Consider the following 21,075-nt stretch of genomic DNA (forward strand, 5'->3'; position numbering starts at 1 on the left):
GGTGCCGTCTTCGGGCGTCAGTCGCCGACGGGTTGCTGGTCCTGCTGGTCTACGAGTGGGGGTACGCGCCGGAACAGCAGGTCGTTCACCACATGACCCTTGTCCAGTCCCTGGCCCTCGAAACGAGTCAGCGGCCGGAAGTCCGGACGTGGCGCGTAACCGCCGTCGGGCCGGGTGTTCTCGAAATCCGGGTGCGCGCTCAGCACTTCGAGCATCTGTTCGGCGTACGGTTCCCAGTCGGTCGCGCAGTGCACGAGGGCGCCCGGCGCGAGGCGGGCGGCGGCGAGATCGAGGAACTCCGGCTGGATCAGCCGCCGCTTGTGGTGCCGCTTCTTGGGCCAGGGGTCCGGGAAGTACACGCGCAGGCCGCTCAGCGAGTCCGGCGTGAGCATCTCCCTGAGCAGGATGATCGCGTCACCGTTGGCCACCCGGATGTTGGACAGTCCGTCCCGGTCCGCGAGATTGAGCAGGTTGCCCTGGCCGGGGGTGTGCACGTCGACGGCGAGAATGCCGGTCTCCGGGTCCTCGGCCGCCATCTGCGCGGTGGCCTCGCCCATCCCGAACCCGATCTCCAGCACGACCGGACGTTCGCCGCCGAACAGCTCCGCGAGGTCCAGCGTGCGCTGTCCGTCGATGTCCAGCCCCCACTTGGGCCACAACCGCTCCAGCGCGTCCGCCTGCCCGGCCGTCACCCGGCTCCGCCGCGGCTGAAAACTCCGGATCCGCCGCTCGAAGTGCGACCCGGCGGGATCGGGCTTGGGCCCGTCGGGAAAACGGGGCTCGCCCTTGGCGCGGGGGGCGGGGGCGGATGAGGGTGCGGGTGCGGGGGAGTCATGGAAGTCAGACACAGTGGGGTCGATTTTAGGGTCTTCCAGCACGGGGACCTCCCGCACAGCCCGTCCGGCGTTTGAGGACGAGCGCGAAGCGCGAAAGGGGGGTCTGGGGGCGCAGCCCCCAGGAACGGGACGGGAAGGGGCGGAGGGGGCGAAAACCCTCACGCCTCCGCCAGCGCCGCCAACGCCCTCCGGGCAACCTCCCGCCCGATGGGCAGCGAAGCCGTGGCGGCAGGCGAAGGCGCGTTCAGCACATGCACCGTCCGAGGCGCCTCCCGGATGAGGAAGTCGTCCACCAGCGTCCCGTCACGAAGCACCGCCTGCGCCCGAACCCCCGCACGGGCAGGCACCAGGTCGTCCGGAGTGACCGCGGGCAGCAACCGCCGCACCGCCGCCGTGAACGCCCCCTTGGACACCGACCGCCGCAGCTCACCCGCCCCGTACCGCCAGTGCCGCCGCGCGATCCGCCAACTGCCGGGCCACGCCAGCGTCGCGCCCAGCTCCCGCGGCCGTACGACACCCCATCCGTAGCCCTCGCGGGCGAGCGCCGGCACCGCGTTCGGTCCGATGTGCACGCCTCCGTCGATGCCCCGGGTGAGGTGCACCCCGAGGAAGGGGAACGCCGGGTCGGGCACGGGATAGACCAGGCCGTGGACGAGCTCGGGCCGCGCCAGCGTGTAGTACTCGCCGCGGAAGGGCACGATGCGCATCCCGGGATCGTCGCCGGCGAGGTGGGCGATCTCGTCGCAGCGCAGGCCCGCGCAGTTGACCAGCACCCGCCCGCGGACGACCGTCCCGTCGGCCGTGCGGACGGCGGCGCCCAGCGCGGGGCGGCGGTCGACACGGACCACCTCCGCCCCGTAACGGATCTCCGCCCCGGAGGACTCCGCGAGCTGCCTGGCCACCGCGACGAAGTCGCAGACGCCGGTCGAGGCGACCTGGATGGCGGCGAGACCGCGCACCTCCGGCTCGACCTCGGCTATCTGGGCGGGGCCCAGCTCCCGGACCGCAATGCCGTTCTCCCGGCCGCGCTGGACCAGGCCGTGCAGCCGGGGCAGCTCGGCCTTCTCGGTGGCGACGATCAGCTTGCCGGTGACGGCGTGGGCGATGTCGTACTCCGAGCAGAACTTGATCATCTCGGCGGAGCCCCGCACCGCGTATCTCGCCTTGAGGGAGCCGGGGCGGTAGTAGATCCCGCTGTGGATCACCCCGCTGTTGCGCCCCGTCTGGTGGCGGGCCGGGGCCCGCTCCTTCTCCAGCACCGTCACCCGGGTGCCCGGCGCGGCACGCGTGATCGCGTACGCCGTCGACAGCCCGACGATCCCGCCGCCGATCACCAGCACATCGCAGTCGTATCCGGTCCGCACCCGCACCACCTCCCGGCTTCAAGAGTGCACTGCGCCACTGACAATGCCTTCAAACCCGGGAAGCGGGCTGTGCCCCGAAGGGCGCGGGAACTGCGCGACCGGCCACGGACCACCCGGACCGGGAAGGCAGGGCGGGCGGGGCGGACGCGATACGGGCCCCGCCCCGGGCCGAAGGACCTAGGGGGTGTCGTTTGGATCAGCCCGGGTCCGCGACGCCTGGCACGGCACCTCGCCGCGTTGTCGCATCACCCGAGTACACCCAGTACGCGGATGACGCTCCGCCTTGCGATGCACCGCACCAGACGCCGCGGCCTGATCCGGCCTGATCCAAACGACACCCCCTAGGCGGGAGCCATCAGCAGCGGCCGTGCGCGCTCCCGCAGCTCCACCACGCGCGGTTCGTCGCCGTACGGCTCCAGCCGGTGCAGGAGGTCCTTCACGTACTCCGTGGTGCGCGCGGAGGAGATCCGTCCGGCGACCTCCACCGCCCGTACGCCCTGCTCACAGGCAGCGTCCAGGTTGCCCGACTCCAGCTCGGCGACGGCCGACACCACCAGACGCAGACCGTGGGAGCGTACGAACTCCTCGGTCGGCTTCGACAGCGCCTGCTCGGTGAAGCGGCGCACCTGGCGCGGCGCCTTCAGGTCGCGGTAGCACTCGGCGGCGTCGGCGGCGAAACGGTCGTACGAGTAGAAGCCGAGCCAGGAGGGGTCGTTGTCGCCGTCGCGGGCCCGCTCCAGCCAGCCCTCCGCCGCCCGCAGGGCGGCCCCCGCGGCATGGGCGTCACCGGCGCGCGCGTGCGCGCGTGCCTCGACGAGCCGGAAGAAGCTCATGTTGCGGGCGGTGGCGAGGCCGCGGTTGCGCTCCAGGGCGGCCTGGGCGAGGTCGACGCCCTCGTCGCCGAAGCCGCGGTAGGTCGCCTGGAGGGACATGGAGGCCAGGACGTAGCCCCCGAGGGGGACGTCGGCGGCGGCCCTTGCCAGGCGCAGGGCCTGGATGTAGTAGCGCTGGGCGGCTTCCTGCTGGCCGGTGTCGAAGGCCATCCACCCGGCGAGACGGGTGAGTTCGGCACTCGCCCCGAACAGCGCCCTGCCGACCTCGTCGGAGTAGGAGCCGAGCAGCAGCGGCGCCGCCTCCACCCGCAGGCACTCGGGCACCATGGACGAACGCCAGTCACCGCCCCCGTACTTGGAGTCCCAGCGCCTGGCGTCCTCGGCCGCCTCGCGCAGCTTCAGCACATCGCTGTGGCCGACTTTCTGCGGTGCGCCGGAGCCCTCTCCGGGGCTCACCTCGCGCGCCACCGAACTGTCGGCCGGGGTTATCAGCCATCGCGAAGCGGGGGTCGCGTAAGCGCTCACTGCGAAGGATCCGGCCAACGACTGCCAGATGCCGCCGCCGGCCCGGCGCCCGGCCAGGTCGAGGCGGTACAGCTCGGTGGCCGACCGCACCGCCTGTCCGACGTCGCGAGGGAACGCCAGGCCCACCTCCGGCGCGGGATCCGCGTCCGCCAGGCCGATCTCGTGGAGCGGCACGGGCCGGCCGAGTTTCTGGCCGATCGCGGCCGCGATGAGGTGCGGCGCGGCACCCTGGGGCACCATTCCCTTCGACACCCATCGCGCCACGGACGTCTTGTCGTAGCGAAGAGTCAACCCGCGTTGAGCGCCAAGATCGTTGACGCGACGCGCGAGTCCTGCGTTGCTGATTCCCGCGAGGGCGAGAACGGTGCCGAGTTTTTCGTTCGGCCCGCGTTGCTCCCTGGACATGCGCCACCCCTCGACACAGACGGCTGCCGCGCTGGCATAACCACGCGGCATTCGTAAACCCAGCGTAGTTCGCTGCATCCCAAGCGTTAAGAGGCGTAGTTCCGGATGGCGGGATTGTGGTCCGCACGACAGTACGGACTGTTGCGGTGTGCTCCCGTTGTGTGGCTGTGCGCCCGTCCGTGCGCTCTTCTCCGGCCATCGGGGGAGCGCTTCCATGGATGGTGCGTGGGTCGGCCCGCTGTACTGGATCCAGTGGGCTGGGGGACACCGCCGCCTACATCCCCGCGGGCGGCGGACCGGTCCGGGAGGCGAACTCCGCCTCCCGGACTGTGCGTTGGCCGAGCAGTGCGGAAGGCATGTACGGAGCGTGTGCGGACCTGACCGGCAAAAGCCGATTTGGCTGAAAACAGACGGTGGTCTTTGCGGGCAAATACCGCTCCTACCACGTCACTTGAGGGCGCGCGGGGTGTCCTTGGGGAGTGTATCGGGGGCGCATTCAGGTCGCGGATTCGGTGGTGGGTTCGTCGTCGGTCCGCCGCCGGGGCGTCGTCGCACGATCGACGGATAGCCGCCGGACGGTCGACGGTTCGCCGTCGAACGGTCGAGGGTTCGCCGTCGGACGATCCCAAAACGCCCCTCCGGGGGCGCACTTCAGGGAGCGCAAGGCGCCCCAGGTGCTCTCCCGTGTGCCTCCTTCGTGGCAGCATGGTGCCCAGTTCGTGCGGTGCACTGGTTGTCCACAGCCTGTGGAGGCGGCGATGCGATGGTTGGTGGGGTGGAGCAGCACCGTCGCCAGAGCGCCCGAGATCGGCTCGGCGGGCGCCACGGGCAGCGACGGCGAGACCGTCCACCCGGTGGGATCCCAACTCCTGTGGGGCGACCCCGATCCGCTCTGGGCGGTGGGTGACTGGCGCCCCGACGAGGTGCGGGTCGTCAGGGCCGACGAGCAGAACCGGATGGCCGTACTGGGCACCTGCGGAGCCTCCGACGAGGAGTTGCGAGTGGGACTGTTCGCCGCGCGCGGCGGGGCACTCCGCCACCTCACCGCCTGGGCCGGCAGCTACACCGCCGTCGTCCAGGTCGGCCGCCGGCTCATGGTCGCGGGCGACCTCGCGGGCGCGCGGCCCGTTTTCTACACCCCCTGGGCGGGCGGTACGGCGTACGCCACCGCCGCCCTGCCCCTCGCCGACCTCATCGAGGCCAACCTCGACTTCGGCCACCTGGCCGCGATGCTCGCCGCGCCCGACGTACCGGCCGCGGTGCACGACTCGACTCCGTACGACGGCGTGCGACGCATTCCCCCGGGGCACGCGTTGATCCTGCGCGCCGGGGCGCGTGAGATCGCCGGCTACGAGCAGGTCGCCTCCCTCGCCGTCGCCGCCCCCACGGCGGATCCCACCAGCGCGGTGGACGCCGTGCGGGACGCCCTCGTGGAGGCCGTACGCACCCGTCTCGCCGCTCCCCGGCACGTGCCGGGGAGCGATGTGGACCCCGGGCCCGTACCCGGCATGGGGCCCGCCGAGCGCCGGGCCGCGCGCGGGATGCCCGTTCCGGGGATCGGCGCCGACCTCTCCGGAGGGCCCGCCTCCGGAACGCTGGCGCTGCTCGCGGCGGGGCTTCCCGGGGCGCCCGGGACCGTCCTGGGGCACGGCACGGGCGCCGGTGAGCGCCTCCTCGCGGTCACCTTCAACGACCTCGCCGTCGGCGGGCGGGAGTCCGAACTGGAGAGGGCGGGGTCCCTGGCCGCGAATCCCCGGCTGCACCATGTGGTGGTCGCCGGGGGCGAGGAGACACTTCCGTACGCCGACCTGGAGGGGCCGCTCACCGACGAGCCGGGGCCCTCGCTGGTGACCGCCGCGCGGCACCGGGCGCGGCTGGCCTCGGGGAGCGCGGACCACTTCACCGGGTACGGCGCCCGGCAGGTCCTGGACGCCCACCCGGCCCGGCTCGCCGACCTCCTGATGGACCGCAAACGACGCCACCTGGTGAAGCCCGTCGCCGCGCTGGCCAAGGCCGACGGGTCCGTCATGGTTCCCGCGCGCGTGTACGGCGCGGCGCGCAAGCTCGCCCGTACGCCGTACCGCAGCGGAGTCGACGTGCTCGCCGACCGGCTGATGCAGCGGCGGTTCGACGAGCCCGGCGGCGCGGTCGGGGCGTCGCTCGCGGCGCTCACCTGGGCGAGACCCGGGCCCGCCGCGCGCTGGCTGACCGGCGAGGCGCTCGCTGAAGTATCGGTTCGCCTGCAGGTCGCGTCGGGTCGGCCCGACGTCGGGCCCGGGCAGCGGCCCGGCGACTTCCGCGCCCGTGCGGCTCTCGCGCGGCACGCGGCGGATCTTCGCGTCCTGGAGCAGGCCGCCGAGATCCGCTTCCAGCGGTTGCACGCGCCGTTCCTCGACAACCAGGTCGTCCGGGCCTGCCGTGCGCTTCCGGAGGCGCTGCGGGTGCAGCCCGGTGCGCGGGCGGCGATTCTCCGTACGGTCCTTGAGGGGGCCGGGGTGGCGGATCTGCCGGCCGGGTGGGGGGCGCCGTCGCACGCGTCCTCGACGGCGGCGGCGCGTACGGGGTTGCGGGTTGCCGCGCATTCCCTCATCGGGCTCTTCGACACGCCGTTGCTGGCGCAGGCGGGGCTGGTGGAGGCGCGGGTCGTACGCAAGGCGCTGCGGGCCGCCGCGGAGGGGGAGCCGTTGCCACTCGACGGGCTCGCGGATCTTGTCTCCGTGGAGCTGTGGTTGCGGCGGTTGCTGGCTCGGCGGGGGACGTGCTGGACGGGGACGCCTGCGCGGCAGCGGGCGGTGCCGGCAGGGATCGTTCCTCAGGGGCGGGCGTTGGGGGCGGCTCGGCGGGGCTAGTCGCCCCGGGGTGCGTGTACGCCGGGGGCTGGTGGGTGGGTCGGGGCCGGGGGCCGGTACATCCGCCCGTCGCCGCCGGATCAGACGCCGGTTGAGTGGGGACGGGTCCGGTGACGCGGGCGTACGCGACGGGCATGTGATGTACCGGCCCCCGGCCCCTTCCGCCGGTGGGCGGCTTTCCCTCATCAGTTCCGGCTGGCTGTATTCAGCCCGTCCGGCGTTTGAGGACGAGCCCTTCGGGCGTTCGGGGGTCTGGGGGCGGAGCCCCCAGGTATGGGATGGGTAGGGGCGGAGGGGGCGAGGAAAAGGTGGGGCCTGCCTGGGGTGGGGGCTCGCCGGGGGAAGGTGGTGCTGCGGGGGGTGGGGGCGGTGAGAATGGGTGGGTGCGGTACGGGATTCTGGGGATCACCCAGGTGAAGGACGACCGGGGGGCCCTGGTCGCGGTGGGCGGCCCCCGGGTACGCGCGCTGCTCGCGGCACTGGCCCAGCACCCCGGGCGCACGGTCGCCCCGGAGACCCTGATCGACGAGGTGTGGGCGGCCGAACCCCCACAGGACGCCCCCGCCGCACTCCAGGCCCTGGTCGGCCGCCTCCGCCGGGCGATCGGCAAGGACGCGGTTACCTCGGAGACGGGCGGCTACCGCCTGCGCGCCGCCAGGGACGACGTGGACCTGTTCGTCTTCGAGCGACTCGTGGGCGAGGGCAGAACCGCACTCGCCGACGACGACGCCGTGAGCGCCACCACCCACTTGCGCGACGCCCTCGCACTGTGGCGCGGACCGGCCCTCGCGGACCTCCCCGACCGCGGCGCCGCGATCCGCCCGGAGACCCTGCGCGTGGAGGCGACCCGGACCCGTGTCGAGGCCGACCTGCGACTGGGCCGCGCCGACGACGTCGTACCGGAGCTGAAGGAACTGACAGAGGCCCACCCGTACGACGAAGCCCTGCACGCCCTGCTCATCCGCGCCCTGCGTGACGCCGGCCGTGGCGCGGACGCCCTGGCCGCCTACGAGAAGACCAGGCGCGGCCTGATGGACGGGCTGGGCACGGACCCCGGACCGGAACTGCGCGCACTGCACATCGAGTTGCTGGACGGGGTGACGCGCCCTGCGGGTGCGGGGGTGCGGGCTTCCGGGGCGGCGGTCGGCCCGAAGGTGACGGCTCGTGAGGTGGGCGGTCCCGTGGGCGGGGCAGACCTCTCGCGTGCTGCCCGGAACGGCAACATTCGTCCGCGTCTGAACTCATTCGTGGGGCGGGAACCCGAAATCGGTGCCATCCGTTCGGATGTGCAGAGGGCACGACTGGTCACTCTGACCGGACCGGGGGGTTCGGGCAAGACCCGTCTCGCCGAGGAGGCCGCCGCCGGGCTTCCCCAGGCGTGGCTGGTGGAGCTCGCTCCGCTCGACCGGCCGGAGGCGGTTCCCGGCGCCGTGGTCAGTGCTCTCGGTCTGCGCGAAACCGTGCTGATCACCAACGAGATGGCAGGACCGCAGGACGACCCGGTCGCCCTGCTCGTCGAGTACTGCGCCTCGCGCAGCCAGCTCCTGATCCTTGACAACTGTGAACACGTCATAGAGGCCGCGGCCGAACTCGCCGAAACCCTGCTGACGCACTGCCCCGGGCTCACGATCCTCGCCACCAGTCGTGAACCCCTGGGCGTGCCCGGCGAGTTGTTGCGCCCGGTCGAGCCCTTGCCGCCCGTCCCGGCACGCCGTCTCTTCCTGGAGCGGGCGTCGGCGATGCGCCCCGACGCGGATGTCGCCCTCCACGACTCCGCGGCGGTGGACGAGATCTGCCGGCGGCTCGACGGTCTGCCCCTGGCCATCGAGTTGGCCGCCGCGCGGCTGCGGCTGCTCACGGCCCGGCAGATCGCCGACCGGCTCGACGACCGTTTCCGGCTCCTCACCTCCGGAAGCCGCACGGTGCTGCCCCGCCAGCAGACCCTGCGCGCCGTCGTCGACTGGTCCTGGGACCTGCTCGACGAGCGGGAGCGGACCGTGCTGCGAGAGGCGTCCGTCTTCGCGGGCGGCTGGGACCTGGCAGCCGCCGAGGCCGTCTGCACGGGCCCCGCCGCCGAACTCGTCGGGGCGCTCGTCGACAAGTCCCTGATCGTCGCGACCCCTTACGAGGGCTGTGCCGGCTCCGGGGACGAGAGCGGTGGGGAGAGCGGTGGGGAGAGCGAGGGCCGTGGCGGTGGCGCTGGCGACGGAATCGACGCGGGCCCGGTGGGCGCGGTCGGTGCGGGGAGCGGCGGGTGCGCCGGTGGCGGTGACGGCGGGGGCGGCGGTATGCGGTACCGCATGCTGGAGACCATCCACGAGTACGCCACCGAGCGGGCCGCCGAGGTTCCCGAGCTGCGGGCCGAGGCCGAGCGGCGGCATCGCGCGTGGGTGCGCGCGCTGGTCGAGGAGGCCGAGCCACGGCTGCGTTCCGGTGAGCAACTGTCCTGGATCCGGCGCCTGGAGACCGAGCTCGACAACATCCGGGCGGCCACCTACCGCGCTGTCCTCATCCGCGACGAGGAGGAGGCCGGCGCCCTTGTCCTCGCCATGGGCTGGTTCTGGTGGCTGCGCAACTTCCGCCACGAGGGTGCGGAGTGGACCGGCCTGGTGCTGCGGCTGTGCACGGCCAACGACAAGGGGCCGTCCGCACCCCGCGCAGGCGAGGACGGCCGCCCGGGTGCCTCTCCCGGTCCGGGGCGGGGCGACCCCCTGGCCTACCTGACCGGCGTCGACCCGGTGGCGGCCTTCCTCGAAGTCCCCGCGTCCGCCGCCGATGACGACGAGCGACACCCGCTGTTCGCGCCGCGGATGAGGCTGCGCATGCTGGACCTCTTCATGAAGGTGGAGACCGACCCGCTGGTCGGACAGGAGAAGGGGCCGATGCGGGAGTACATCGCGCGCGTGCGGTCCGTCTTCGAGAAGGGCGGACCGGAGGCCGCGCGGATCCCGGGCATCATCTGGCCGATGGCCGCCTACTTCATGGGCAGTACGGAGAACCTGCGGCCCGCGATGGACGCGGCGGTCGCCAACTGCCGCGAGTACGGCGGCGAGTGGGAGATCGGCTTCAGCCTGATGTTCCGCACGCACATGGTCGTCGACGCACCCGGCGGTATGCAGGGCGTGGACGACGACCTCGCGGAGCTGCGCGTGCTCAGCCGCCGGGTGGGCGACCGCTGGATGCGGGCCCAGGTGTGCGGCGCGGCCGGTGAGGCGGCCATCGCGCGCGGTCTCTTCGACGAGGCGAAGGAGGAGTACGAGGAGGCGCTGCGACTCGCCTACGAGGTCGGCGCGTACGCCGAGGCGCCCTTCCTGCTGGCGCGGCTCGGAGAGGTCGCCTACCGCGCGGGCGAGCGGGGCCGCGCGGTGGCGATCCTGGACGAGGCGAGCGCCGCGTCCGACCTGTACGGGGTGCCGGACGCCCGGACGTTCGTCCATCTGCTGCGCGCCCAGCTGGCCCTGGACGAAGGGGAGTTCGCGCACGCCCGCGAGCTGCACGGGCAGGCGGTCGCGGCGAGTGCTCTCGGTACCCCGCCTCCGCATTTCGTGGCGGCGCTGGACTCGATCGACGCGCTCATCACGGCCGCGGAGCGCGGCCCGGAGCACGGTCTGCGGAAACTGTCCGACGCCCTGTCGGCGGCGAGGGCAGGACGCTGCGCCGAAGTGGTGCTGGCAGGCCTCGTCGACGGCGTCGCGGGCCTGCTCTCCGGGCTGGGCGACCACCGGCGCGCGACGCGGCTGCTCGGCGTCGGTACGCGCTGGCGTGGCGGCCATCCCCGCCCCGCGCAGGAACTCGCCGTGGCCGAGCGCACGGAGGCCGCCGCGATCGCCGCCCTCGGCGTCGTCGACTACGAGTCCGAGCGCGCCACGGGAGCGGACTTCACCAGTGACGACGCCCTGGAAGACGTGGCCGAGGCACTGAAGGAGCACCCCGCCGACGCGTAGTCGCGCCGCCCGGACGAGCTCCCCGCCGAACCGACCGTGTCGGCCCTGCCGTAACCGCTCACAGCTCACCGCTTCACGGCGTCCCGGCGTCAAGACGCCGTGGCGTCACGAGTTCACTCGCACATGAACTTCGACTCCGCCCAGTCCGCCAGTGCCGTCGAGTCGAGGGCGGAGTGGGGTTCGACGACGAGGCGGATGGTCTCGCGGCCGGTGAGGTTCACGTGGACGGGGACCGCCTGGTCGCCACCCTCCACCAGGGGCGACTGCCACATGCGGGAGCCGTCGGCGTACACGGAGAAGCGCACCTTCCCCAGGCCCAGAGTCATGTCGTCGACGCCGACCATCGCGTCGTACGCCGAGCACTCGCGGTTGAGGTCGATGGTGACCGAGGACCTGCCGTGGACGGTCACCCCGTGCGCGTACCGCGTGTCCGCGATCGACACCCCGAAGCGCTGCCACACCCAACTGCTCTCGCCGAGCCGCATCTCGGGCCGGGTGCCGTCGCCGTTGACGCCGTACCGCAGCTCGCTCCACTGGTAGACCACCGGCGCGGGCGGGGGCGGCGGGGGCGGTGGAGTGGGGGTCGGCGTCGGGGTGGGGGTGGGCGTGGGCTTCGGCTTCGCCGGGGTGGGTGTCGGCGAGGGGGTGGGGGTGGCGGCCGGTTTCGGGGTGGGCCCGGGTTTCGTGGGGGTGGGGGTCGGCGTGGGAGCCGTTTTGGGCGCCAGCACCGGTGGCTTGGGCGCGGGGGCCTTCTTCGGTGGCCGGGGTGACGGCAGTGGCATCTCGGCGGCGGGCGAGGCGGCCGGTTTGGCGTCGGCCTTCTTGGGCGGGACCTCGTTGCCCGCCAGGGCGAGGGCCACCGCCGCCGCGGCCACCGCGACGACTCCCGCGGCGATACCGGCCTTGACGGGCGCGCCGAGCCCCTCCGACGCGGCCGCGCCGCCACCCGCGCTCGCCCCGCCGGACGCGCCGCCCGCCGCGGAGGCCGCCCCCGCCGCTCCGGCCGCGCCGACGCCGGTCCCGCCGGCGATGAGCGCGGCGGCCTTCGCGTACCCGGCGGCACCGAACCAGCCGATGACCGCGACCGGCACGATCGCCGGGATCCCGTTGGCGACCTCTTTGATCTGGCCGGCCGCCAGGCGGCACTTGACGCACTCCTCCAGGTGCTTGCGCAGCCCGCGCTCGGCGCGGGTGCGCAGGCCGCCGCGTGCGTAGGCGCCGAGCCGGTCGGCGTAGCGCGCGCACTCCTCGTCCATGGTGAGCGTGGCGCTCACATGTGCCTGGAGATAGGCCTGCTTGAGACCCTCGCGGGCGCGACTGGCCAGCACACGCGTGCCGTTGGCGTCGAGACCGAAGAGCGTGGCGACGTCGCTCGGCGACTCGTCCTCGACCTCGGTGTGCCAGAGCACGGCCTGCCAGCGCTCCGGCAGCGACCGGAACGCCTGCATGGCCATGGACTGCTCGGCCTCGTGCATCGCGCGCACGTCCGCGCCGAGGTCGAGAGTGTCGTCGTCGGACACCTCGGAGCCGCGGGCGGCCTGCGCGGCGAACACCGCGAAGTCGTCGACCAGTTGCTCGCGCCTGGCCGTCTTGGTCCAGTTCGCGGCGACCCGGCGGACGGTGGTGAGCAGATACGCGCGTACGGCGTGCTCGGGACCACTGCCGCCGCGTACGGCCTGGAGCATGCGGGCGAACACCTCGGCCGTGAGGTCGTCCGCGGTGTGCGCGTCCCGGCAGCAGGTGCGGGCGTACCGGCGCACGGCCTCGGCATGGCGCCGGTACAGCCCCTCGTACGCCGTGTCGTCGCCCGCCCGCATCCGCTCGATCAGATCGGCGTCCGACGGCGGGGAGTCGAACGGGGGAGGCAGGACGCCGCCGAAGTCCCGCCGGTCGAACCGGTCGCGCTGCGGCGGAACGCTGGGGTCGGGTCCGTCGCCGAAGGCCCCGGCACCGGAGAGCGCGCCACCCGGAGCGCCGCCCTGCGGCCCGCCCTGACTGGGCACCTGCGGGGACGCCTGATCGGGTACTTGCGGAGGCGTCTGGCCCGGCACAGTCGGATCGGGTCCCTGCGGAGTCGTCTGGCCGGGCACAGCCTGGCCGGGTCCCTGCGAAGACGCCTGGCCCGGTACCCCCTGGCCCGGTACCTGAGGGGACGGCTGCCCGCCGGTCTCCGTGCCGCCGTCCGCGCCACCCTCGCCGGGTGACTCGTCCCGCCCGTCAACGCTCATCGCGGAAAGCCCCCGCCTGCACACTCGGACCCGAATACCGGGCAAGACTGCCACAGGCTCCAGGGGCACGACGTCCCCGTACGGACCAACCACTCGTCCGTGGGGTTTTCCCAAACGGCAGCACTAACCGTCACTCGTTTGGGGAATAGTCAACGAACTTCTCCGGGCGGGGAGTTGGCGCCGTACCCGAAATGCCCGGAGCGTGGCAGGCGACCCTGGGTGCGGGTGCCGCGATGACGCGGCACCCGCACCCGGCCGAGACCCGGTGATCCGTGCGGTAGCTCACGACGGGCGTGAGCGCAGACCCTCCAGCAGGATGTCGAGCAGCCGCGCCGACGCGGCCGCCTGCTGCGCCGCGTCCGGCAGCGAGGGCGCCGCCGTCGCGATCACCAGCAGGACGTCCGCCACGGTCACGTCCGGCCGCAGCTCGCCCGCCGCACGCGCGCGATCCACCAGCCGTCCGACCACCTCGAGCAGTTGTGCCGCCCCCGCGTCGTCCGCGGCAGCGATCAGTACCTCCTCCGCGGGTACTGGCCGCTGCTCGACGAGCCGCAGCTCGGGAGCGAGTTGGGACCGCTGCTGCGGCACCCGCGCGTCGTCGGTCTCCGAGCCGTCCTCCGCGACGCCGACCCGCAGCACCTGCGGCGGCAGCAGCCGCCCGGCACCCGAGGCCACCGACGTGCGCAGGAAGCGCGAGAGCGCCGACCACGGCTCGTCCTCCTGCCCGAGCGCGGCACGCGCCTGCTCCGTCAGCCGGGAGGTCTCCTCCTCGGCTATCCGGCGGACCAGGACGTCCTTGCTCGGGAAGCGCCGGTACACCGTGCCGACACCGACCCGGGCGCGCCGCGCCACGTCCTCCATCGGCGCGCCGTATCCCAGCTCGCCGAAGACCTCGCGCGCCGCGCGCAGTACGTGCTCCAGATTGCGCTGTGCGTCCACGCGAAGCGGTGTCGTACGCGATCCCTTGCTCGGACCGCGACCGTCACCGCCCGCTGCGGTCCCGGCCATGCCACCGGACGCGGTGGCAGACGCGGATGACCAATGAGATTCCTGAATGTGCATAAGCGTTCCCCCGTAATGACGTCTCCCCCCGGAGACTCTCCCCGCCTTCGGCAGTCGGAGCGAGTGGAACAGGCTTGTGTGCACGAGCCCGTCGCACGGACTCGTCTAGCGCATCCCCCTACACCCCGTCGACACACGAACATAGTTGAGAGGGGGTCAATTCAGAAGGGGCAGGTTCCGCACGGAGCGCCCCCCGATCGGAGTACGGGTCGTATACCTCCCGGTTAGGCCCCCTCCAGGCACCCCCTGTACCCCGACTGACCTGCGCGTCTTCCGCGCATTCCGGCGATTCGGTCATCTCCGCGCGTTGACGGCCGCCGGTCACACAAATTGTCGGGGCTGTGGACAAACTCCAGAGCTGGGTGCGTCATGGGGTGGTGAAGGAACGTACGCGCATTCTCATGGTCGGCGGCGGCTACGTCGGGATGTACACCGCTCTGCGTCTCCAACAGAAGTTGAAGGCCGAACTTAAACGGGGGGAAGTCGAGATCACGGTCCTCTCACCGGACCCCTATATGACTTATCAGCCGTTTCTTCCAGAGGCCGCCGCGGGCTCGATCTCGCCGCGCCACGTGGTCGTCCCGCTCCGCCGGGTCCTGGACCGGTGCAGGATCGTCATCGGCGAGGCCCGGTCGATCGACCACGCCAAGCGCACCGTGACCCTCACGACCCTGGCCACCCAGGAAGAGGGCGCGGGCGCGGAACACCTCTCGTACGACGAACTCGTCCTCGCCCCCGGCTCGGTCTCGCGCACCCTCCCCATCCCCGGTCTCGCCGAGTACGCCATCGGCTTCAAGACCGTCGAGGAGGCCATCGGCCTGCGCAACCACGTCATCGAACAGATGGACATCGCCTCCTCCACCCGCGACCCCGCGATCCGCGACGCGGCCCTGACCTTCGTCTTCGTAGGAGGCGGTTACGCCGGAGTGGAGGCACTCGGCGAACTGGAGGACATGGCCCGCTACACCGCCCGCTACTACCACAACGTCCAGCCCGAGGACATGAAGTGGATCCTCGTGGAGGCCTCGGACCGCATCCTCCCCGAGGTCGGCGAGGAGATGGGCAAGTACACGGTCACCCAGCTGCGCCGCCGCAACATCGACGTACGGCTCGGGACCCGCCTCGACTCCTGCGCCGACCGGATCGCCGTACTCAGCGACGGCGCCCGCTTCCCGACCCGCACGGTCGTGTGGACCGCCGGGGTGAAGCCGCACCCGGTCCTCGCCGCCAGCGACCTCCCCCTGAACGAGCGCGGGCGCCTCAAGTGCACCCCCCAGCTGACCGTCGACGGCGTCACGCACGCGTGGGCCGCGGGAGACGCGGCAGCCGTCCCCGACGTCACCGAGAAACCCGGCACCGAGACCGCCCCCAACGCCCAGCACGCGGTACGCCAGGCCAGGGTCCTCGGCGACAACATCGCGCGCTCCCTGCGCGGCGAGGAGCTGGAGACGTACTCCCACAAGTACGTCGGCTCGGTCGCGTCCCTGGGGCTCCACAAAGGTGTCGCGCACGTCTACGGGCGCAAGCTGAAGGGCTATCCTGCCTGGTTCATGCACCGCGTCTACCACCTGAGCCGAGTGCCCACCTTCAACCGCAAGGCCCGTGTGCTCGCCGAATGGACTCTGTCGGGGCTCTTCAAGAGGGAGATCGTTTCTCTCGGTTCGCTCGAACATCCCCGCGCGGAGTTCGAACTCGCGGCCGGTGGAAAGCCTCCTCTCGACCCGAACCTCGGCCCCAAGGGGTCGTCCTGACCGGACCCAGGAACTCCACCGGCCGGGCCCGCGTCTGACGGATGCCGGTCCGGTCGGCCAGACTGGTCCACGACTTGGGCGGGCCCACCGCTCGCCCTTCTAACCCACGAGGCCTTCCCCACAGTGAACTTCACGCGCTGGAGCGCCCGGCTCCCCGGAACGCAACGCCGCACCGCGGCGCGGACCGAGCACACGGTCTCCCCGGACCGGCGAGCGGAAGGCGCCCCCGTGCCGGCGGCCCGCGCCGAGCAACTGACCGACGACGCGCCGCCGGTGCCCGGAGTCGACGAACTGCCGGTACGCGACGTCCTGGACCGCGTCCCGGCCCTCGTCGCCCTCGTCCACGGCGCCGAACACCGCGTGGCATACGTCAACGACTCCTACACGGCGGCCTTCGGCACACGACCGCTCGGGGAGCCCGCCCGCGACGCCCTCCCCGAACTGGACGAACTCGGCCTGCTCCCGCTCCTGGACCAGGTCCTGCGCAGCGCCAAATCCCGTACGGTCAAGTCCCGCAAGACGTCCAACGGCCGCTCGTACACCTTCACCTGCACCCCCGTGGACACCTCCCCGGACGGCCAGGGCGCCGGCGTGCTGATCTTCGCGACCGACGTCACCGACCACGCCGAGGCCGCCGAGCGGCTGCGCGCCAGCGAGCGCAGCCAGCGCGAGACCGCCGTCACCCTCCAGCGCTCCCTGCTCCCGCAGGAACTGGAGGAACCCGACGACCTGCGCATCGCGGCCACCTACCAGCCCGGCGGCACGGAGGCCGCGGTCGGCGGCGACTGGTACGACGTGATCACCCTCGGCGGCGGCCGCACCGCGCTGGTCATCGGCGACGTCATGGGCCGCGGGGTGCGCGCCGCGGCGGTCATGGGCCAGCTGCGCACCGCCGTGCGCGCGTACGCCCGCCTCGACCTGCCCCCGCACGAGGTGCTGCAACTCCTCGACGGCCTCGCCACGGAGATCGACGCCAACCAGATCGCCACCTGCGTGTACGCCGTCCACGACCCCAACGAGGGGCGGCTGATCTACTCCTCCGCCGGCCATCTGCCGATCCTCGTCCGGGACGAGAGCGGCGCCGTGGTGCGCGCCGACGAACCCACCGGACCGCCGCTCGGCACCGGCGGCTGGCTGCACACCTCCGGCTCCGTCCCGCTCGGCCCCGGCTCGACGGCCGTCCTCTACACCGACGGCCTCGTCGAGCGCCGCGACGAGGACCTCGACGAGGGAATCGCCTCCCTGGAACGTGCCCTCTCCGGAGCCACCGGCACCCCCCAGGTCGTCTGCGACCGGCTGGTCCGCTCCTTGGGCGTCACCGCCGACCACGACGACGACGTCGCCGTCCTGGTCCTCCAGCACCCCGCCCGCAGGGGACCGGACGCCGAACTCTTCCGCAACGCCGCCCTGGAGCTGCTCGGCGGCGTGGAAGCGGCTCCACGCGCGCGTGCCTTCGCCTCCGGCGTCCTGACGAGCTGGCGCTTCCCGGGCGACCTGCACGACCTCGGCGTCCTCGCCACCAGCGAACTCGTCGCCAACTCCCTCCAGCACGGCACCCCGCCGATGCGCCTGCGCCTGCGCCGCACCGACCGCCGCCTGATCATCGAGGTGACGGACGGCGACGACCACCTGCCGCGCAGGCGCCGAGCCGAGCCCGGCGACGAGGCAGGACGGGGCATCGCCATCGTCGCGACCATCGCCACCAGTTGGGGGGCACGGCGCACCCCGGGCGGGGGCAAGGCGGTGTGGTGCGAGTTCGCGCTGCCACGGACCTGAACGACCGTGTCGCCGCGCCGGACTCCTGGGAACCCGGACTCCTGGGAACACGGTGAGTCCACTCCCGCGCGCCACCTGGCCGCGAGACCCACCCGGTGCTATTAGCTCACTCATGGCAGACGAAACGGGCTTTCAGCTCAGCGGCAGCGCCCCGGAGCGATACGAGCGGTACGTCGCGCCGATCATGGCGCCCTTCGTCGCGGCGATCCTGGACGCGGCGGACCTGTCCCCGGGCGCCACGGTCCTCGACCTCGCCTGCGGCACCGGCTTCGTGGCCCGCGCCGCAGCCGCCCGGGTCGGCCCAACCGGCCGCGTCTCGGGCGCCGACGTCAACGAGGGCATGCTCGGCGTCGCCAAGGCCCACGCCCCCCGCATGTACCCGGACATCGAGTTCACGACGGCCTCCGCGGAGGAACTCCCGTACCAGGACGCCACCTTCGACGCGGTCGTCTGCCAGCAGGGGGTCCAGTTCTTCCCCGACCTGCCTGCCGCCCTCGCGGAGACGGCCCGGGTCACCCGCCCCCAGGGCCGTTTCGCGGCCACCGCCTGGGCGGACCGGCAGCTCAACCCGTACTTCGTCGCCCAGCACGCCGCTGTCAGGGAGCACGTGGGCCCAGAAGTCGAACAGAGCTACGAAGCCGCCTTCTCCGGAACCCCCGACCGCCTCACCACACTCCTGCGCGACGCCGGCTTCCACGAGGTCACCGTCCACCAGGTCACCTTCGGCATCGCCCTCCCGCCCCTGGCCGACTACGCGGCGGCCCAGCTCTCCTCGGTGCCCTGGGGCCAGGTGATCGTCGACAACGGCGGCCACGAAGCCCTCGCACAGGCGGGCCGCGCGATCCACGCCCACCTCAAGGACCGCACCGCCGCCGACGGCAGCGCCACCCTCCCCTTCACGGCCAACCTGGTGACGGGCGTGCGCTGACGACAAGCGAAACGGCCGCCACCACTGAGAGAAGTGGTGGCGGCCGTCGTACATCCGTCAGGCCTCGGCACCCACCGGCGCCGCCGTCGCCCCGCCCTGCGCGACCACCCGGCTCCGCGCGAGCGACGGCTGGTCCTGTACGGGCGTCAGCTGCCGCCCCAGCCGGATCGCGAGGTAGGTGATGCCCAGCGAGAACAGCAGGAACGTCACGACGTACGGCCCGTGCAGCGAGGCCCCCATCGGACCGCCCACCGCCGGACCGATCGCCAGCGCGAGCTGCTTCACCAGGGCGAAGGCCGAGTTGTACTGCCCTGCCATACCGGCCGGTGCCAGATCGGCCACCAGCGGCGCGACGGTCGGCGACAGCATCGCCTCACCGAGCCCGAAGAGGGCGTACGTCGAGACGAACGCGGCGGTGGCCATGGTCTGGCTGCCGTGCCCGAGGCCCGCGTAACCCGCCGCCAGCCACGCCACGGCCCAGATGACCCCCACCGCGGCGATCACCCGCGACCGCTTCCGGCGCTCGACGAACCTGAGCACCGCGAACTGCGCGACCACGATCATCGCGGTGTTCGCCGCCATCGCCGTACCCAGCGCCGAGGTCGAGATCCCGGCCGCCTCCACGCCGTACGCCGAGAGCCCCGACTCGAACTGCCCGTAGCAGGCGAAGAACAGCACGAAGCCCAGCACGGACAGCCGCACCATGGCCCGGTTGCCGAGCAACTGCTTCCAGCTGCCGCCCTCGGCCCGCGGCGCCCCCTCGACCTTCGGCGCGTGCGGCAGCCGCACGGTCGACATGATCACGACCAGCAGCAGGAACATCGCCGCCTCGATCGAGAACAGCAGCGTGAACGAGCCCGCCCGCGAGGTGTCGACGATGTGGCCGCCGATGAGCCCGCCGACGCCGAGTCCCAGGTTCTGGAGGAAGAACTGCGTCGCGAACGCACGCGACCGGGTCTCCGCCGACGAGCAGTCCACGATCATCGTCGCCAGCGCCGGCTGCATCACGGCCTGCCCGGCACCGAGCGCGGTCGCCGACAGCACCACGGTCGTGGCGCTGTTCGCGAGCCCGAGGCTCAGCGCGCCGACAGAGGCCGTGACCAGGGCGACCAGCAGGACCGGCAGCGGGCCGCGCCGGACAATGGCCCGCCCGGCGAACGGCAGCACCACGAGAGCGGCCACGGCGAAGACGGCGAGCACGACGCCCGCCGTCATGGAACCGAGTCCCCGTACCTGCGCCACGTAGACGTAGAGGAAGGGGACGGTAAAGCCGAGCCCGAACGCGCTGAGTGCGTTGCCCACGTGGATCCGGCGCATCGCTGCGCCCATCGCCCTGGTCACTTTTCACCTGCCCTGGTCGTGAGGTCCCCAGAGCGCATGCCGGTGCATGAGTGCAAGCCTGAAGACTTCAAAGCTAAAGTTAGGATCTAAACAATACACATCGAAGGACTTCAACGCCAAGCAGGCCCGTGCGATACTTCGGCCATGGGCGACACCCCCGGCGGCGGCGAGCCGACACTCGACGAACAGATCGCTGCCTACCAGCGCGAGTTCCGGGATCTCGACCCCCAGGTCGAGAAGATCGTCTCGGCCCTCAGCCGCCTCAACCGGCGGATGAACGTCGCCTACGGCCGCCAGACCGCCGCGCTCGGAATCAGTAACGCGGACTGGGAGGTCCTCAAGGCCCTGGTCCTCTCCGGCGCCCCGTACCGCATGGGCCCGAGCGACCTCGCCAAGCGTCTGGGCCTGACCCCGGCCGCGATGACCCATCGCATCGACCGCATGGTCGCCGAGGGGCTGGTCACCAGGGACCGCGACGAGTCGAACCGCGTGCGCGTCATCGTGGAGCTCACCGACGAGGGCCGCGAGAAGTGGCTGGAGGCCATGCGCCTCGCCTCGGGCTTCGAGGAGGACCTGCTCCAGGACCTCTCCTCCGACGAGCGCGGTGTCCTCGGCGAGGTACTGACCCGCCTCCTCCGTCGTGTGGAGCACGCCCAGCCGGACGCCGGTGGCCGGCTCACCGACCTCGATTAAAGATCTTGACAGGGGTGGTTGACACCCCCCTGGCAGACACGTAGGGTTCTTCGAGTTGCCACGGAGCCGTAACGGTTCTTCGACGACACCTCCGCCGCAGAAGCGGCACCCAAACCACCAGCACGATCTCCCAACGGGGTTGAATTCGGCATGCTCGAATTCAATTCGATTTGGGGCCGACGGCCCGATTAGGAACCGCCGAGAGGATCCGCTAAAGTTTGGGACGTCGGAACGGCCGAAGGGCCGGGAAGACAAGCCCCGCTGACTGGGAATCAGGCCCGAAAGGATCTGATAGAGTCGGAACCGCCGGGAAAGGGAAACGCGAAAGCGGAAACCTGAAAGGCACCGAGGAAATCGGAACCGGAAACGGTCTGATAGAGTCAGAAACGCAAGACCGAAGGGAAAAAGCCCGGAGGAAAGCCCGAGAGTTTCTCGGGTGAGTACGAAGGAAGCGTCCGTTCCTTGAGAACTCAACAGCGTGCCAAAAATCAACGCCAAGTTTGTTGATACCCCGTCTCCGGCCGTTCGGTCGGGACGAGG

At 72.2% G+C, this 21,075-nt stretch carries 12 protein-coding genes; 6 read left to right on the top strand and 6 right to left on the bottom strand.

Features of this window, described 5'->3' with window-relative positions:
- Positions 1-17 precede the first annotated feature (17 nt).
- The 3 genes from trmB to ACIP79_RS08305 form a co-directional block, all read right to left on the bottom strand.
- Positions 18-848: a tRNA (guanosine(46)-N7)-methyltransferase TrmB gene (trmB, locus tag ACIP79_RS08295; RefSeq protein WP_401220833.1), complete on the bottom strand. Its 831-nt coding sequence runs from the start codon at positions 846-848 to the stop codon at positions 18-20.
- Between the two features lie 146 nt (positions 849-994).
- Positions 995-2,209 carry an L-2-hydroxyglutarate oxidase gene (gene lhgO, locus ACIP79_RS08300; RefSeq protein WP_401220836.1) on the bottom strand — a complete coding sequence of 405 codons (1,215 nt, stop codon included), beginning with the start codon at positions 2,207-2,209 and terminating at the stop codon, positions 995-997.
- A gap of 332 nt (positions 2,210-2,541) precedes the next feature.
- The gene (locus ACIP79_RS08305; protein WP_383681233.1) at positions 2,542-3,963 is read right to left on the bottom strand and encodes an MFS transporter; all 1,422 of its coding nucleotides are present in this window, start codon (positions 3,961-3,963) and stop codon (positions 2,542-2,544) included.
- A 758-nt stretch (positions 3,964-4,721) separates the two neighbouring features.
- On the opposite strand from ACIP79_RS08305, the gene ACIP79_RS08310 reads away from it, so the two are divergent.
- Together ACIP79_RS08310 and ACIP79_RS08315 are read left to right on the top strand one after the other, a co-directional pair.
- The gene (locus ACIP79_RS08310; protein ID WP_401220840.1) at positions 4,722-6,812 is read left to right on the top strand and encodes an asparagine synthase-related protein; all 2,091 of its coding nucleotides are present in this window, start codon (positions 4,722-4,724) and stop codon (positions 6,810-6,812) included.
- A 383-nt stretch (positions 6,813-7,195) separates the two neighbouring features.
- Positions 7,196-10,756 (top strand): AfsR/SARP family transcriptional regulator, encoded by a 3,561-nt coding sequence (locus tag ACIP79_RS08315; RefSeq protein ID WP_401220843.1) that lies wholly within the window; start codon positions 7,196-7,198, stop codon positions 10,754-10,756.
- 113 nt (positions 10,757-10,869) lie between these two features.
- Here ACIP79_RS08315 and ACIP79_RS08320 read toward each other — a convergent pair whose 3' ends face one another.
- Together ACIP79_RS08320 and ACIP79_RS08325 are read right to left on the bottom strand one after the other, a co-directional pair.
- On the bottom strand, positions 10,870-12,984 hold the full coding sequence (locus tag ACIP79_RS08320) for a sigma-70 family RNA polymerase sigma factor (RefSeq protein WP_401220846.1): 2,115 nt from the start codon (positions 12,982-12,984) through the stop codon (positions 10,870-10,872).
- A gap of 282 nt (positions 12,985-13,266) precedes the next feature.
- Positions 13,267-14,046: a TetR/AcrR family transcriptional regulator gene (locus ACIP79_RS08325; protein WP_401220849.1), complete on the bottom strand. Its 780-nt coding sequence runs from the start codon at positions 14,044-14,046 to the stop codon at positions 13,267-13,269.
- A gap of 374 nt (positions 14,047-14,420) precedes the next feature.
- On the opposite strand from ACIP79_RS08325, the gene ACIP79_RS08330 reads away from it, so the two are divergent.
- From ACIP79_RS08330 to ACIP79_RS08340, 3 genes are all read left to right on the top strand, one after another.
- Positions 14,421-15,797, top strand: a complete 1,377-nt coding sequence (locus tag ACIP79_RS08330) for an NAD(P)/FAD-dependent oxidoreductase (protein WP_383681249.1) — start codon at positions 14,421-14,423, stop codon at positions 15,795-15,797.
- 123 nt (positions 15,798-15,920) lie between these two features.
- Positions 15,921-17,573 carry a SpoIIE family protein phosphatase gene (locus ACIP79_RS08335; protein ID WP_401220851.1) on the top strand — a complete coding sequence of 551 codons (1,653 nt, stop codon included), beginning with the start codon at positions 15,921-15,923 and terminating at the stop codon, positions 17,571-17,573.
- A 112-nt stretch (positions 17,574-17,685) separates the two neighbouring features.
- Complete coding sequence (locus ACIP79_RS08340; protein ID WP_401220854.1) at positions 17,686-18,501, top strand: class I SAM-dependent methyltransferase; 816 nt, start codon at positions 17,686-17,688, stop codon at positions 18,499-18,501.
- Between the two features lie 57 nt (positions 18,502-18,558).
- On the opposite strand, the gene ACIP79_RS08345 is transcribed toward ACIP79_RS08340, so the two are convergent.
- Positions 18,559-19,830 carry an MFS transporter gene (locus tag ACIP79_RS08345; protein WP_401220857.1) on the bottom strand — a complete coding sequence of 424 codons (1,272 nt, stop codon included), beginning with the start codon at positions 19,828-19,830 and terminating at the stop codon, positions 18,559-18,561.
- Positions 19,831-19,986: 156 nt separating this feature from the next.
- Here ACIP79_RS08345 and ACIP79_RS08350 point away from each other — a divergent pair, with 156 nt between their 5' ends.
- A complete protein-coding gene (locus ACIP79_RS08350) occupies positions 19,987-20,535 on the top strand; it encodes a MarR family winged helix-turn-helix transcriptional regulator (protein ID WP_383681247.1) in 549 nt (182 codons plus the stop codon).
- Positions 20,536-21,075 lie beyond the last annotated feature (540 nt).

The sequence above is a fragment of the Streptomyces sp. NPDC088747 genome (genome assembly GCF_044751025.1).
Taxonomy (GTDB): Bacteria; Actinomycetota; Actinomycetes; order Streptomycetales; family Streptomycetaceae; genus Streptomyces.